The 14,401-nt window shown below is 67.0% G+C and carries 13 protein-coding genes and 1 tRNA gene; 9 read left to right on the top strand and 5 right to left on the bottom strand.

Annotation, left to right across the window (positions count from 1 at the left end; all coding sequences use genetic code 11):
* Window positions 1–6 precede the first annotated feature (6 nt).
* On the bottom strand, window positions 7–3,039 hold the full coding sequence (locus ACVCMB_RS03695) for a ligand-binding sensor domain-containing diguanylate cyclase (protein ID WP_447106168.1): 3,033 nt from the start codon (window positions 3,037–3,039) through the stop codon (window positions 7–9).
* A gap of 211 nt (window positions 3,040–3,250) precedes the next feature.
* Between ACVCMB_RS03695 and ACVCMB_RS03690 the strand changes: the two genes are divergently transcribed.
* The 5 genes from ACVCMB_RS03690 (at window position 3,251) to ACVCMB_RS03670 (ending at window position 7,295) form a co-directional block, all read left to right on the top strand.
* Complete coding sequence (locus ACVCMB_RS03690) at window positions 3,251–4,588, top strand: replication-associated recombination protein A (RefSeq protein ID WP_447106167.1); 1,338 nt, start codon at window positions 3,251–3,253, stop codon at window positions 4,586–4,588.
* A 156-nt stretch (window positions 4,589–4,744) separates the two neighbouring features.
* The gene (locus ACVCMB_RS03685) at window positions 4,745–5,329 is read left to right on the top strand and encodes a hypothetical protein (protein WP_447098801.1); all 585 of its coding nucleotides are present in this window, start codon (window positions 4,745–4,747) and stop codon (window positions 5,327–5,329) included.
* Window positions 5,330–5,495: 166 nt separating this feature from the next.
* On the top strand, window positions 5,496–6,776 hold the full coding sequence (gene serS / locus ACVCMB_RS03680) for a serine--tRNA ligase (RefSeq protein ID WP_395118714.1): 1,281 nt from the start codon (window positions 5,496–5,498) through the stop codon (window positions 6,774–6,776).
* Window positions 6,773–7,156: an LrgA gene (locus ACVCMB_RS03675; RefSeq protein WP_447106166.1), complete on the top strand. Its 384-nt coding sequence runs from the start codon at window positions 6,773–6,775 to the stop codon at window positions 7,154–7,156. The genes serS and ACVCMB_RS03675 overlap by 4 nt, the downstream gene beginning before the upstream one ends.
* Window positions 7,157–7,205: 49 nt before the next feature.
* Window positions 7,206–7,295 (top strand) — tRNA-Ser (locus ACVCMB_RS03670).
* A 72-nt stretch (window positions 7,296–7,367) separates the two neighbouring features.
* Here ACVCMB_RS03670 and ACVCMB_RS03665 read toward each other — a convergent pair.
* Window positions 7,368–8,075 carry an ATP-binding domain-containing protein gene (locus ACVCMB_RS03665; protein WP_447106165.1) on the bottom strand — a complete coding sequence of 236 codons (708 nt, stop codon included), beginning with the start codon at window positions 8,073–8,075 and terminating at the stop codon, window positions 7,368–7,370.
* Window positions 8,076–8,167: 92 nt separating this feature from the next.
* Here ACVCMB_RS03665 and ACVCMB_RS03660 point away from each other — a divergent pair.
* Window positions 8,168–9,324 (top strand): IS3 family transposase gene (locus tag ACVCMB_RS03660; protein WP_447105647.1). Its coding sequence is split into 2 segments (ribosomal slippage): window positions 8,168–8,417 and window positions 8,417–9,324, totalling 1,158 coding nucleotides; the frame shifts between segments, so codons are not numbered across the junction.
* On the opposite strand, the gene ACVCMB_RS03655 is transcribed toward ACVCMB_RS03660, so the two are convergent.
* Window positions 9,295–9,843, bottom strand: coding sequence for an ATP-dependent nuclease (locus tag ACVCMB_RS03655; protein WP_447106164.1), 549 nt, complete (start codon window positions 9,841–9,843; stop codon window positions 9,295–9,297). The genes ACVCMB_RS03660 and ACVCMB_RS03655 overlap by 30 nt on opposite strands.
* Window positions 9,844–10,141: 298 nt before the next feature.
* Here ACVCMB_RS03655 and ACVCMB_RS03650 point away from each other — a divergent pair, with 298 nt between their 5' ends.
* Entirely contained in the window at window positions 10,142–10,561 is a 420-nt protein-coding gene (locus ACVCMB_RS03650; protein ID WP_447106163.1) for a hypothetical protein, read from the top strand.
* Between the two features lie 60 nt (window positions 10,562–10,621).
* On the opposite strand, the gene ACVCMB_RS03645 is transcribed toward ACVCMB_RS03650, so the two are convergent.
* Window positions 10,622–10,969, bottom strand: a complete 348-nt coding sequence (locus tag ACVCMB_RS03645; RefSeq protein WP_447106162.1) for a hypothetical protein — start codon at window positions 10,967–10,969, stop codon at window positions 10,622–10,624.
* Between the two features lie 456 nt (window positions 10,970–11,425).
* On the opposite strand from ACVCMB_RS03645, the gene ACVCMB_RS03640 reads away from it, so the two are divergent.
* Both ACVCMB_RS03640 and ACVCMB_RS03635 read left to right on the top strand, forming a co-directional pair.
* Window positions 11,426–12,850, top strand: coding sequence for an amidohydrolase (locus ACVCMB_RS03640; RefSeq protein ID WP_447107212.1), 1,425 nt, complete (start codon window positions 11,426–11,428; stop codon window positions 12,848–12,850).
* Complete coding sequence (locus ACVCMB_RS03635; protein ID WP_447106161.1) at window positions 12,847–14,214, top strand: amidohydrolase family protein; 1,368 nt, start codon at window positions 12,847–12,849, stop codon at window positions 14,212–14,214. Before ACVCMB_RS03640 ends, ACVCMB_RS03635 begins: the two co-directional genes overlap by 4 nt.
* Here ACVCMB_RS03635 and ACVCMB_RS03630 read toward each other — a convergent pair.
* Window positions 14,190–14,393 (bottom strand): hypothetical protein, encoded by a 204-nt coding sequence (locus ACVCMB_RS03630; protein ID WP_447110585.1) that lies wholly within the window; start codon window positions 14,391–14,393, stop codon window positions 14,190–14,192. The two genes, ACVCMB_RS03635 and ACVCMB_RS03630, sit on opposite strands and share 25 nt — an antisense overlap.
* Between the last annotated feature and the right edge of the window lie 8 nt (window positions 14,394–14,401).

The following is a 14,401-nucleotide window of genomic DNA, read 5'->3' as shown; positions in this document are numbered from 1 at the left end:
GGGATGTCAGCTGGCTACCGCGTAGCGGTTGCGGCCGTTGCGCTTGGCCTCGTACAGCGCCTTGTCCGCGCGCGACAGCCACTGCTCGATGGATTCACCCTGACGCAGCGCGGTGACGCCGATGCTCACCGTGACCTGGATCGGCCGATCCTGATAGCTGACGGCCGTGCCGGCCATGGCCGCGCAGATGCGCTCGGCGATCTCGCTGGCCTGCGCCACGCTGGTGTCGGGCAGGCACAGCACGAACTCCTCGCCGCCGTAGCGTCCGAGCAGGTCACCCTGCCGGCAATGGCGCTGGATCACCGCCACCGCGCCGCGGATCACGGCGTCGCCGGCGAGGTGGCCGTGGATGTCGTTGACCTGCTTGAAGCGGTCCAGGTCGAACAGCGCGATGCAGATGGATTGCTCGCGCGACCGTTCGCATTCCGCCTGGGCCAGCTCCAGGAAGCGGCGCCGGTTGTAGATACCGGTGAGCCCGTCGGTGCTGGCCAGCTCGTCCAGGCGCCGGTTGGCGGCGCGCAGGTCGCGCGTGTGCTCGTTGATCTGTCGCTGCAGCTGCAGCGCCTGTCGGCGCAGGTAGAGCGTGCGCAGATGCACCAGCAGCACCACCAGGCCGATCAGCAGCGCGACCGCTGCCAGCTTGCTGTACCAGGTCTCGTACCAGCGGGGGGCGACCTTCACCAGCAGGCGGCTTTCGACCGTGCGCGGGTACATGCCCTGCGTGCTGGCGCGCAGATACAGCACGTAGTCGCCGTGCGCGAGGTTGGTGTAGTTCGCGCCGGGTTTGGCGCCGGCCGGGATGTCGACCCAGCCGTCGTCCAGGCCGGTCATGCGATAGCTGTACGAGGTTTCGCCGGGGGAGCGGTAATCCAGCAGGGAAAAGTCCACGCGCAGGTTGCGGTTGCGCTGGTCCAGCGTGATCGTGTCGCCGTCATGCGGCAGCTTGCCGAACGGCAGTGCCACCGCGCCGAGCACCGCGTGGGTGATCGCCAGCGGGGCGTCGTCGTTGTCGTCGATCTGGATGGCCGGGCGGATCACCGTCAGGCCACCCAGGCCACCGAACAGCAGCGAGCCGTCGGGTGCGTGGGCGGCGGCGTCGGCATAGTGGTAGCTGCGGATGTGCAGGCCGTCGCGCGAGCTCAGGTTGCGCACCGCGTGGCTGCCGGCATCGACGCGCGCGACGCCGCTGGAGGTGCTGGCCCAGATGTGGCCCAGGCCATCGCTGAGCGCGCTGGTGACCTTGTCGCTGAGCAGGCCTTCGGCGACGCCGATGCTGGAAAAGCGCCACGGGTTCTTGCCGATGCTTTCGGCCAGCCCGCCGGAGGTGCTCACCCACAGGTGCCCTCGCGGGCCGGGCGTTGCCGCGCTCACCGAATCGCCGGGCAGGCTGGTCGGATCGCCCTCGCGATGGGTGAGCGTGCGGAAGCCGCGGCTGGCGCCGCTGTCGGGGGCGATGCTGATGCCGCGCGAGGTACTGTACCACCATTCGTCGCCGACCTTGAGGATCTGCCGCACCGTGTTGCTGACCAGGCTGGTCGGGTCGTCCGGGTCGTGCCGGATGTGGTCCAGCACGCCGGTGCCGGTGTCGTAGCGGAACAGTCCGTCGTAGGTGCCGATCAGCAGGCGGTTGCCATCCATGCGCAGGCACAGCACCGGCGTATTCTCCAGTGCGGGCAGCACCGACGAGCTGATCTCGAACGTGTGCGGGTCCACCTTCGCCAGGCCCTGGGTGCCGACCCAGATCGAGCCGTCTGCCGCCTCGGCGAAGGACTGCACGTCGCGCAGCGTCTGCGTGCCGCCGAGCCGCAGGTGGCGCATCTGCCCGGCGCGCAGATCGATCACGTCGATGCGGCCGGCGCTCAGGCCGATCCAGACCAGCCCGCGACTGTCCACGTAGACGCCGCGCACGCTGGTGTCGCTGAGCATGTTCGATTCCAGCGGCGATGGCAGCACCGAGAACGCGCCGCGGTCGCCCAGATAGGCGCGGGCCAGGCCCAGGTCGGTGGCCGCCCAAAGGTTGCCGGCGCGGTCGTGCAGCAATGCGCGCACGGCGTCGCCGGGCAGCGAGGAGGGCACCGCCGGATCGTGCTCGATCCGCTGCAGCGAGGCGTCGCCGGGGCGGTAGGCCAGCACGCCGCTGCCGTCGGTGGCGATCCACATGGTGCCCGGCGCGGCCTCCTGGAAGTCGCGCACGGTGGCGCGCTGGGCGCCCTTGCGATAGCCGCTGAACTGCGGCACCGGATGCCAGTTTCCGTGCGGGCCGCGGTACACCGCGCCGGCCTGGCCGCTGCCGATCCACAGGCGCCCGGCGCTGTCCTCGTCGATGGCCCAGATCTGGTTCTCCAGCACGGTGGCCACCACGGCGTCGGCGGGCGGCGCGGGACGCTCGAAGCGATCGCTGCCTGCGTGCCGCACGAACAGGCCCTCGTTGTTGCCCAGCCACAGGTTGCCCGCACGGTCCTGCATCACGCTGAAGTTGCGCGGCGCGGTGTCGCTGCCGGTGTCGACGTGGCGGATCGCGTTGCTGCGCAGGTCGAGATGGTCCAGGCCCTGTTCGGTGGCCACCCACACGCCGCCGGCGTGGTCGTCGGCGAGGGCGAAAATCTTGCGGTCGGAGATGCCGTCCGGGCCGCCGGGATAGACGTGGAAGGTGTTGGTCGCCGGATCGAAGCGCACCAGGCCGCCGGCGTTGGTGCCGATCAGCATGCCGCCGTCGGGCAGGGCCAGCAGGCAGCGCACGTAGGCGTCGGGCAGGCCCTTGACAGGTTCGCCGCGGACGTCGAACAACTGGGTGCGGTAGCCGTCATAGCGGGCCAGCCCGACCATCGTGCCCACCCACAGCAGGCCTTCGCGATCCTGCGCCAGCGCGGTGACGATGGCCGGCGGGAATCCTTCCGCACTGGATACCTTGTCGAACCACGGCGACTCGAACGGCGCCCACGGATCGGCCGGAGCAGCCATGCCCGCGCCAGCCCGGAGCAACAGCAGCAGCGCTCCCAGCAGGCCCAGCAACGGGCAGCGCAAGGGCTGCCGCTTCACCCCGGCCATCCATGCCGGCACGGCAAGGCGCCGGGCCGCTGCGCGCGTCCGGTTTTCGTGGTGTGGTCAATGATTCCGTGCACGATCACGTTCTGGTTGTCCCCCGCCACGCCCGGTCGAATCGGCTAGACAACGCGGGCGACGCCATGATACCGGCATGCACTGCGTTTCGGCAGGCGGGCGCCGCGAGTGCATGCTTTATCATCGGCGCATGAATCCTCCCGTTGCCCCGGCCGGCTCCAGCCTGTTCGCCGAGCCCGACGCGCTCAAGCCCCTGGCCGAACGCATGCGCCCGCGCAGCCTCGACGAAATCGTCGGGCAGCAGCGGCTGGTCGGCCCGGACCAGGCGCTGCGCCGCGCGCTGGAGGCCGGCAAGATCCATTCGATGGTGCTGTGGGGCCCGCCCGGCTGCGGCAAGACCACGCTGGCGCTGCTGGTGGCGCGTTACGCCGAGGCGGATTTCCGTGCGATCTCCGCCGTGCTGTCCGGCCTGCCGGACGTGCGCAAGGCGCTGGCCGAGGCCGAGGTGAACTTCGCGCAGGGCCGCCGCACCGTGTTGTTCGTGGACGAGGTGCACCGCTTCAACAAGACCCAGCAGGATGCGTTCCTGCCGCACATCGAGCGCGGCGTGATCATCTTCATCGGTGCCACCACCGAGAACCCCTCGTTCGAGCTGAACTCCGCGCTGCTGTCGCGCTGCCGTGTGCATGTGCTGGAGTCGGTTTCCACCGCCGACATCATCGCCGCGCTGAAACGCGCGCTGGCCGACAGCGAGCGCGGCCTCGGCGAACTGCAATTGCAGGTGTCCGACGAATCGCTCGATTCGATCGCCCAGGCCGCCGATGGCGACGTGCGCCGCGCGCTGACCCTGCTGGAAATCGCCGCCGAACTCGCGCACGAGCGCACCATCGACGAGGCCACGCTGAGCCAGGTGCTGGCCGACCGCACCCGTCGCTTCGACAAGCAGGGCGAGCAGTTCTACGACCAGATCTCGGCGCTGCACAAATCCGTGCGCTCGTCCGACCCCGACGCCGCCGTGTACTGGCTGTGCCGCATGCTCGATGGCGGCGTCGATCCGCTGTATCTCGCCCGCCGCATGACCCGCATGGCGGTGGAGGATGTCGGCCTGGCCGAGCCGCGCGCCTGGCGCATGGCGCTGGACGCGTGGGACACCTACGAGCGCCTGGGCAGCCCTGAAGGCGAACTGGGCCTGGCCCAGCTGGCGATCTGGCTGGCCATCTCGCCCAAGAGCAACGCAGCCTACATGGCCTACAACAAGGCCCGCGACGCGGTACGCAAGGGCGGCACGCTGGAAGTGCCGATGCACTTGCGCAACGCGCCCACCAAACTGATGAAGGGCCTCGGCTACGGCAAGGGCTACCAGTACGACCACGACGCCGAAGGCGGCATCGCGCTGGACCAGCAGTGCCTGCCCGACGCGCTCGTCGGCACGGTGTTCTACGAACCGGTCGAACGCGGCCTGGAACTGCAACTGCGCGAAAAGCTGCTGGCCCTGCGTGCCGCCCGCGAAAAAGCCCGCAATCCGTAGGAGCCCGCTCGCGGGCGATGCTTTTCTTTCGGGTTCGGGATTCGGGATACGGGATTCGCAAGAGCATCGCCCGCGAGCGGGCTCCTACCGCGTACGCCCTTGCCGCACGCGCTTTCCCGACCTAGATTGGCTCAACCAACCGGGGAGGGATGAACCATGCGCGTACTGGTGGCGGGTCTGATCGGCGGCATCGTGATGTTCCTCTGGGGCGTGGCCGCGCACATGGCGCTGGGGCTGGGCAGTGTCGGCATCCACCAGCCGCTCAACGAGAACGCGGCGCTGAGCGGACTGCAGGAAGGGCTGGGCGATCAACCAGGGGTGTACCTGCTGCCCTCGCTCGATCCCAAGCAGATGGGCGACGCGGCCGTGGTGCGCGCCTATTCGATCAAGGCTGTGCGCTCGCCGTACGCCTGGGTGGTGTACCAGCCGCGCGGCACCGACATGATGCAGATGGGCCCGCAGATCGGGCGGCAGTGGGCGTCCGACACGCTGGCGTCGCTGGCGCTGGCCTTCGTCATGGGGCTGGCCGTGGTGGGCTTCCGTCGCCGCGTGGCGATTGCCGCGGCGGCGGCCGTGTTTGCCTGGCTCAGCAGCATGCTCCCGTACTGGAACTGGTACCGCTTCCCGCTCGATTTCACGCTCGCCGCCCTGGCCGAGCAACTGATCGGCTGGCTGCTCGCCGGTGCCGCGATGGCGTGGTGGCTGGGTCGCGGCGAGCGCTCGTCGAACCGTTCCCCCTGAGCGTAGGCGCGTAGCGCCGCACGCGGGGAGCGGCCAAGGATGGCCGCGGCTTTGAGGAGCGAGGAAGTCGAAGGCCGCCAAAAGCAGGGACGTGGCCGCATTCATTGCGGCCACCGGCCACGCGCAGCGATAATTCGGGGTTCAAGCCGTTACCTGGACCTCGCTCATGCTCGATCCCGCCCTGCTGCGTTCGCATCTCGCCGAAACCGCCGCACGCCTCGCCGAAACACGCGGCTACATGCTGGACGTGGCCGCCGTCGAGGCGCTGGAGAGTTCGCGCAAGCAGTTGGCGATGGAGACGCAGGAGCTGCAGAACCTGCGCAACACCCGCTCCAGGGCGATCGGCCAGGCCAAGGCGAAAGGCGAGGACGTGGCGCCGCTGATGGCCGAAGTCGCCGGCATCGGCGACAAGCTCAAGGCCAACGAGCAGGCCCTCGGCGACGTGCAGGCGAAACTTGCCGAGATCGCGCTGGGCATCCCCAACATTCCGGATGCCTCAGTACCGCTGGGCAAGGACGAAAAGGACAACGTCGAAGTCAGCCGCTGGGGCACGCCACGTGAGTTCGCGTTCGCGGTGAAGGACCACGTCGAACTGGGCGAGCGCCACGGCTGGCTCGACGGTGACGCCGGCGCCAAGCTCTCCGGCGCGCGCTTCACCGTGCTGCGCGGCCAGCTCGCGCATCTGCACCGCGCGCTCGGCCAGTTCATGCTCGACCTGCACACCGGCGAGCACGGCTATCTGGAATGCAACGTGCCGGTGATCGTCAACGCCGACACCATGCAGGGCACCGGCCAGCTGCCGAAGTTCGAGGAAGACCTGTTCGCCACCGAAGTCGGCGAGACGAAGCGGTACCTGATCCCCACCGCCGAAGTCTCGCTGACCAACCTGGTGCGCGACACCATCCAGGACGCCGACGCGCTGCCGCTGCGCATGACCGCGCATACGCTGTGCTTCCGCGCCGAAGCCGGCAGCTACGGTCGCGACACCCGCGGCATGATCCGCCAGCACCAGTTCGAGAAAGTGGAAATGGTGCACATCGCCCGCGCCGACCAGTCCCGCGCGCAGCTGGAGGAGATGGTCGGCCACGCCGAAACCGTGCTGCAGAAGCTTGGCCTGCCATACCGCAAGATGCTGTTGTGCACCGGCGACATGGGCTTCGGCGCGGCCAAGACCTACGACCTGGAAGTGTGGCTGCCCAGCCAGCAGACCTACCGCGAAATCTCCAGCTGCTCCAACTGCGTGGACTTCCAGGCCCGCCGCCTGCAGGCCCGCGTGCGCAACCCGGAAACCGGCAAGCCCGAACTGGTGCACACGCTCAACGGTTCCGGCCTCGCCATCGGCCGCACCCTGATCGCCGTGATGGAAAACAACCAGAACGACGACGGCTCGATCACCATCCCCGAAGCACTGCGCCCGTACATGGCCGGGCTCGACCGCATCGCATGAACACGCCGACGCCGGTACGCGGCCACTGGGGCAGGGTGGAGTTCTACACCAGCTTCTTCCTGCTGCTGGTGCTGGCCGGCGTGATCGCCACCCGCCTCGGCTTCGACGGCGTCTGGCACCTGCCCACCGTCGACCTCGATCTCTCGATGGTCGCGCTGGCGCTCGTCCTCGCCAGCTTCTGGTTCGCCCGCCACAGCCGCCGCTGGCGCCTCGCCATCATCGCCTTCGCCAGCGCCACCCAACTGGTGCCGATGGTCGTGCGCGAACCAGTGTTGCTGCTGCCGTTGCTCGGCGCGCTGATCCCGGTGGCGATCCTGGTCGGCTGTCTGGTCGCGCTTTCGAAGAAGGGCGGCAACGGTCGCCCGCCGCAGGGTTCCTGATAGACTCGCCGCGTCGTGGGCAGCGCAAGGCTGCCATGCAAGGTTCTACGGAGAGATGGCCGAGCGGTTTAAGGCACCGGTCTTGAAAACCGGCGAAGGGTCAAACCTTCCGTGGGTTCGAATCCCACTCTCTCCGCCATCCTTATGGGGAAGTGAATCTGATCCCGTTCTTGGGCTGGCTGCCAAAGTTCGACGCTTAATGGAAGCGACGCTACTTAAACGGTGGTTGGTCCAAATGTTTTTTTAGCTGAACCAAGATGAGGCATTCCGATTTCGCACGCGTGATCGCGTTGTAGAGCAGGCGGCGTTTGTGTTCGTCGTCACCGGCCACCGCAGCTGGCCATAGAACCACTACGTTCTCGAACTCCCTGTTCTTCGCTCCGTGCACTGACATGGCGCGAAGGCCCCAATCAAGGGGGCTTTGGAAACGTCGGCGGTTAGCGCAGATCATCTGGACTCTCTCGGCCAGAGCTTCTCTGGTGATGATTGACGTGTTGTGTGTGCGGCTTAACCGGTCGAGCCACGAGGCGACCTCGCGAACCAACGCGTGATCGTCGATGGCTTGCATTGCCGCGAGCGCTTGTGCCGGGGTTGCGTCTCTGGGAAGGGCGATACCTTCCATGGCAGCTTCGGCGGCTTTGGTTTCGCTCTTTTCCCACTCAATCGGGTAGGGACCTTTACCCTTACTATTCGAGTTGCGGCTGGACCATGCAATGACGCCGTTAGCAAAGTCCTTAACTGATGGCGTTATGACGACGAGTCCGCCACCTTTGAGACCAGCAATACGAGTGTTCAGGAAGCCGCCGGCCATTGGGGCAGTCGGAGTGAAACAAATCGATAGTCCTTTGCGCGCCTGCACGGGCCTGCCCTCCCTTAACGCGGCAGCCGCATCCAGCAAGGAAATGACATTGGTGCGCATCGGCTTTTTGAGCGCTGTATGGTCTTCCTGGGGTTCTACCCCGATTCTGCGGACACTTTCACTAAGCCCCATACTGGGCCAGAGGAGTGTCCATGTCCAAGCGCAAGCGTTACAGCCCTGAATACAAACGGGAGATCGTCGAACTGGTTCGGCGGTCGAAGTCGAGCTGCCGCCAGGTCGCCCTGGAGGTCGGCGTCAATCCGAACATGCTGACCCGGTGGGTGCGGGAGGCCGAGGCGGGAGGTGGCAAAGCTTTCCCCGGAGGCGGCACCCCGCGTGACGAGGAGCTCGCTCGGCTCAAGCGCGAACTGACGCGCGTGACCAAGGAACGGGATTTTTTAAAAGACGCGGCAGCGTACTTCGCGAAGCAATCACCGAACGGTACGCGGTGATTGAGCGCTGCCGCAGCGACTATCCCGTCGGGATGATGTGCCGCTGCCTTGAAGTTTCAACGAGTGGTTTCTACGCTTGGGTCGGGCGCAAGCCGGGCCCGCGTGCGCGGGCCAACGCGGGCCTGCTGGAGCGCATCCGGGAGATCCACGAGGACAGCAAGGGCGTCATCGGCGCCCCACGCATGCAAGAGGACCTGGTCGATGAGGGCATGCATGCCAGCGTCAATCGGGTGGCTCGACTGATGGCCCGCGCTGGCCTGCAGGGCTGGCCACGGCGAACCCGGCGCCGTTTTGGCGGCAAGCCGGGCGCCCGGCCCGTGGGGATCGAGAACCGGCTGGAACGTGACTTCCAAGCCTCCGAACCGGAGACGAAATGGGTAACCGACATCACCGAAGTCGCGACGCAGGAAGGCAAGTTGTACCTGTGCGTCGTGGTCGATCTGTACAGCAAGCTGGTGGTGGGCTGGTCGATGCATCACCGCCAGGATCGCCACATGGTGGTGCGGGCGGTGCAAATGGCGGTGTGGCAGCGGCAAGGCAGCTCGGAGGTCATCCTGCACTCCGATCGCGGTGGCCAGTTCATCAGCGGCACGTATCAGAAGTTCCTGGGCGGGAATGCCCTGGTGAGCAGCATGAGTGCGGTTGGCCACTGCGCCGACAACGCGGCGTGCGAGGGCTTCTTCGGGATGCTCAAACGAGAGCGGGTGCACCATCGCTGCTACCGGACTCGCGACGAGGCGCGGGCCGATCTGTTCGATTACCTTGAGCGGTTCCACAACCCGCGCATGCGTCGTAGAGTTGCCCGGCGCGACCGGGAGTTTTCAGCCTTAATCAAACCGTCCGTGGAAACGGGGTAGAACCCAAAAACCAAACTGCTGCACAAGTTTTGGTGGAACTCCCACTGGCGAGTCATCGTCGAACGGGTCGATTACGCCGTCGTGATCATGGAAGTAGCGAACAATTTCAACCGTTAGTGATGGGCGGTCAAAGTAGGCTTGGACACCGATCTGACAGCATAGCTTCCAGCCAGTATCTGTCCGAGCAGGATTCACAGTGCCTTCGACATCGTCCCACCACTTAGGGACTGCACGGCCATCTCGAAACCAGGCTGGATAGTCACTGGGATCATCGCCCTCAAAACCAATGATCGTGGCCACGAGCTGTATCCGGTCAGCGGGCTGTGGATCGGAGCCAAAGAAGTCGTGTTCTGTTAGGTCGCGGATCAAACGATCACGACCCAGCAGAAGAGTCAGAGCTTCGATCACGGTGGTTTTGCCGGTGTTGTTGCCACCTACTAGGACCACATGGGGCTTGAACCGTAAGTATCCCTCGCGGACACCCCGGTAGTTCTTTATCGAAAGATCGGCAATTCTCATGTTTACCCATGCCCTCTATGGCTGGCCCCGCTGAACTATATCGGACTGGGAAAAAGTGTCAGGGGCAGTTGGGTTCCGAAGTGCCACGCCTGACTCCTCACAGTGCCAACCACCGCACTTTTCGCGCCGAGCGCGGAGCGGGGAGAGCCACGCTGGACACGCCACAGTGCCTCGCTTGGCTCTTTCCCCTCGCAGCCCGGCTCTTTTTCTTCGGAGCGCGACTCTTTTCCAGCGGAACGCGGCACTCGACAGTGTCTCGCTTGGCTCTTTTTCCTCGGCGCGCGGCTCTTTTCCGGCCGTGCCTGGCTCTTCGGGGCCGATCGCGCTGACGCCCGACCAGCGCCACGGGCTGACCAAGATGGGCGACAAGTCCGAGGCGTTCTGCCGGCAGGCGGGCCATGTGTTCGGCGACAACCACGGCGTGCTGCCGCGCAATTTCGACCTGGAGGGTTACCAGCGCGACATCGCCACGCTGGATGCGTTGCGCCCGCGCCTGGTGCGGCTGGGCAAGCTGCACCAGCGCGGCGTCGATACCGAGATGGCGGTGGGCAGCGACCTGATGACCAATGCGCTGGAGGGTTACGCGGTGCTGAAGGTGGCCGGCAAGGGGCAGGGGCTGGACGAGGCGCGCAAGGCGCTGGCCGCCCGCTTTGCCCGCGGTCCGCGCAATCCCGCACCGGCCAGTGAGCCGGCGCCGAGCGAGCCGCTGCCGGCCTGATTCGTCATTTCCTGGAATGGAAGAGGCCCCGCAGGCGGGGCCTCTTTTTTTTGCTGGCGCTCAGTGGCGCTGGCGATGGATCGCGCGGCTGTTGCGATTTTCCGCGCGGTTGAGGCGGCGGGTTTCGCCCTTGGTCAGGTGGCCGTTGTGCTTCGCTTCGGCGGCGCTTTCGCGCTGGGCGATGTTGGCGGCGCGGCGCTGGTCGTTGGCCGCCTGCTTCGGCGTGATGGTGCCGTTGGCGACGCCTTTTGCGGTGCGCGCCTGCTGGTTGTCGATGCGCTGGTTGACCTCGTTGACGCGGGGGTGACCGGGGACGGTGGTGTCGGCGGCCATCGCGCTGGCGCTGGCGAACGCGGTGCAGGCGATCAGGCTGAGCAGACCGAGACGGATCATCGAAGCGTGGTTCATGACGGTGTCCTTCAGTGTGGGAGGCCGGCGGTTGGGTACTGCCATGTGGCGCCGGACGAACGGCGGCATGCCGGAAGGAGAACGCCGCTCGGGGCCACGCGTTGACGCAGTCGCGGGTTGCCAGAAACGGTATCCGGACAACTTATGTTCTTGAGTGCCACGCGCGCCCCCTCCGGCGCCGGCCACCATGCTTGTCGTGCCGAGCGGTGCGCATCGGAAGCGGTACGGAGGGGGTTGAGCCGCGCCGACTTGAGTTCCAAATCCTGACAGGGCGTACACCTTCTGCCACCCAAACAACGCTCGAAGCCGGCTCATCGGCCCTCGTCCCAGCAAGCAAGACTTTTCCGCCCCGTCCATGTACGGTTCGCCGTTGGCGGCAACGGACGCGCCGCGCATCGCAGCCAGGGCTGGCGTGGCATTGGGGCCGACTTGGGAGCGAAGATGAAATCGTCATGTATGCGCGCGGCGATGCTTGCCGCATGGCTGGGGGTATCCGTCGGGGCGGTCGCGCAGGCCGCGACACCGCAACCCACCGAATTCCCGCCGGACGCCTTCCCGTCCACCTACCAGCCGCTGCCGGCGCAGACCACGCTGATCCAGCACGCGACGATCTACACCGGCACCGGCGAGCGCATCGACGACGGCGCGGTACTGCTGCGTGACGGCAAGGTCGCGGCGATCGGCAAGCAGGTCGAGGCGCCAGCCGACGCCGTGGTGATCGACGCCAAGGGCAAGTTCGTCACGCCCGGGCTGATCGACGTGCATTCGCATCTCGGCGTGTATCCGTCGCCCGCGGTGGAGGCCACCGCCAACGGCAACGAGATGACCAATCCGACCACGCCGCAGGTGATGGCCGAGCATTCGGTGTGGCCGCAGGACCCGGGCTTCAACACCGCGCGTGCGGGCGGCGTGACCACGCTGGAGATCCTGCCCGGTTCCGGCAACCTGATCGGCGGGCGCAGCGTGGTGTTGAAGAACGTGCCGGCCACCACCGTGCAGGGAATGAAATTTCCGGGTGCGCCGTACGGCCTGAAGATGGCCTGCGGCGAGAATCCGATGCGGGTCTACGGCAGCCGCCACCAGTTTCCGTCGACGTTGATGGGCGACGTCGCCGGTTACCGGCAGGCGTTCGCCGACGCGCAGGCCTACGACCGCGAGTGGAAGGCGTGGGAGGCCAAGGTCAAGGCCAAGGGCGCCACGGAGGCCGGCCCGCCGCCCAAGCGCGATCTGGGCAAGGAGACTCTGGCCGAAGTGCTCGGCGGCAAGATCCGCGTACAGATGCATTGCTACCGCGCCGACGAGATGGCCGCCTTGCTCGACGTGGCGCAGGAGTTCGATTTCAAGATCGCCGCATTCCACCATGCCGTCGAGGCGTACAAGATCCCGCACCTGCTGGCCAAGGCCGACACCTGTGCCGCGATGTGGGCCGACTGGTGGGGCTTCAAGATGGAAGCGTGGGACGGCATCCGCGCCAACATCGCGATGGTCGATGCCGGCGGTGCCTGCGCGATGATCCACTCGGACGACGAGAACGGCATCCAGCGCCTCAACCAGGAAGTGGCCAAGGCGCTGGCAGCAGGGCGGCGTGCCGGGCTCGACATCAGCAAGGAGCACGCGGTGATGTGGATGACGCTCAACCCGGCCAAGGCGCTGGGCCTGGCCGACCGCATCGGCTCGCTGGAACCGGGCAAGGATGCCGACGTGGTGATCTGGAGCGCCGACCCGTTCAGCGTCTACGCGCGCACCGAGAAGGTGTTCCTCGACGGCGCCGTGGTCTACGAGCGCGACGAACCGCAGCGGCAATCGACCTCCGATTTCATGCTGGGCAGCTTCATCGACCCGCATGCCACCGATGCCGCCGCAGGGGAGGGCGCACGATGAAATATCTGGCCATGATCCTGGCGATGCTCTGCGTCGCCTGCAGCCCGGCCGACCGTTCGGACGGCCATGCCGATACCGCGGCGGCCAGTTCCGCGGCGCCTGCGAATGGCAACGCTGCCGGCGATGGCAAGACCTACGCCATCACCGGCGGCACCGTGTACACGCTGGGCGCCGCCGGCAAGATCGAGCATGGCACGGTGCTGGTCAAGAACGGCAGGATCGCCGCGGTGGGCGCCAACGTCGAGATTCCCGCCGATGCCGAGCGCATCGACGCCACCGGCAAGATCGTCACGCCCGGCATCTTCGACCCGCAAAGCCAGTTCGGCATCGTCGAGGTGGGCGCGGTGAAGGAAACCCGCGACGCCTCGGCCGGCGACTCGCGTTTCAGCGCCGCGTTCGACGTGGCCGACGCGATCAACCCGCGCTCGATGCTGATCCCGGTCAACCGGATCGCCGGCGTCACCCGCGCGATGGTGTCGCCCACCAACGGCGACAAGCACATCATCGCCGGCCGTGGCGCCATCATCGACCTGGGTTCCACCGAAGGCTTCATCCATCGCGATGCGGCAGCGATGTTCGCCGCGCTGGGCGAGACCGGCGCCGCCCAGGCCGGCGGCTCGCGCGCGGCCGCCATGCTGGCCCTGCGCGAGGCGCTGCAGGATGCGAAGGACTACGCCGACAACACCAGCGCCTATGCCAGCAACCAGCGCCGCACGTACGCGCTGACACGGCTGGACCTGGAGGCGCTGGGCCCGGTGCTGGCGGGCAAGGAGCCGCTGGTGCTCCACGTCGAGCGTGCCAGCGACATCGAGGCGGCGTTGCGGCTGGCCGGCGACTTCAAGCTGAAGCTGATCGTCTCCGGCGGCGCCGAAGCCTGGATGGTCGCCGACGAACTCGCCGCCGCCCACGTGCCGGTGCTGCTCAATCCGCTGGAAGACCTGCCGGCACATTTCGAGACGCTGGGCTCGACCCTGGAAAACGCCGCGCGTCTGCAGAAAGCCGGCGTGATGATCGCCTTCGCCACCGGCGACACCCACAACGCGCGCAATGTCACCCAGGCTGCCGGCAATGCGGTGGCCAACGGCCTGCCGTGGCTCGACGCGCTGAAGGCGCTGATGTTGAACCCGGCGCGGATCTACGGCATGGACCAGGACGTGGGCACGCTGGAGCAGGGCAAGCTGGCCGACGTGGTGATCTGGAGCGGCGACCCGCTGGAACTGTCCAGCTTTGCCGACCAGGTATTCATCGCCGGCCGCAAGATTCCCATGGTCAGCCGCCAGACGATGCTGCGCGACCGCTACATGCAGGCGATGCGGGAGAAGCACGCCTTGCCGCCGGGTTACATCATGCCGACGGCGCCGTAGGCATGTGCCGCGGGCTCCGTCGCCTGCAGGCGACGGAGCCGGTCGTCGCAGGCCAGGCACTGTCCGCCGGCTCTTCCCCATATCGCCATGCGCGTGGCGAGTGCATCTGCCGCTGCTCCGGCAGCCTGGATGGCGGTGCTGTTCCAGTAGCCGGTGGCACGGGTCGACTCCTTCGACATGCCGTGTT

It is taken from the genome of Rhodanobacter sp. UC4443_H10 (assembly GCF_052978325.1).
This window is presented reverse-complemented; position numbering and strand designations above follow the sequence as displayed.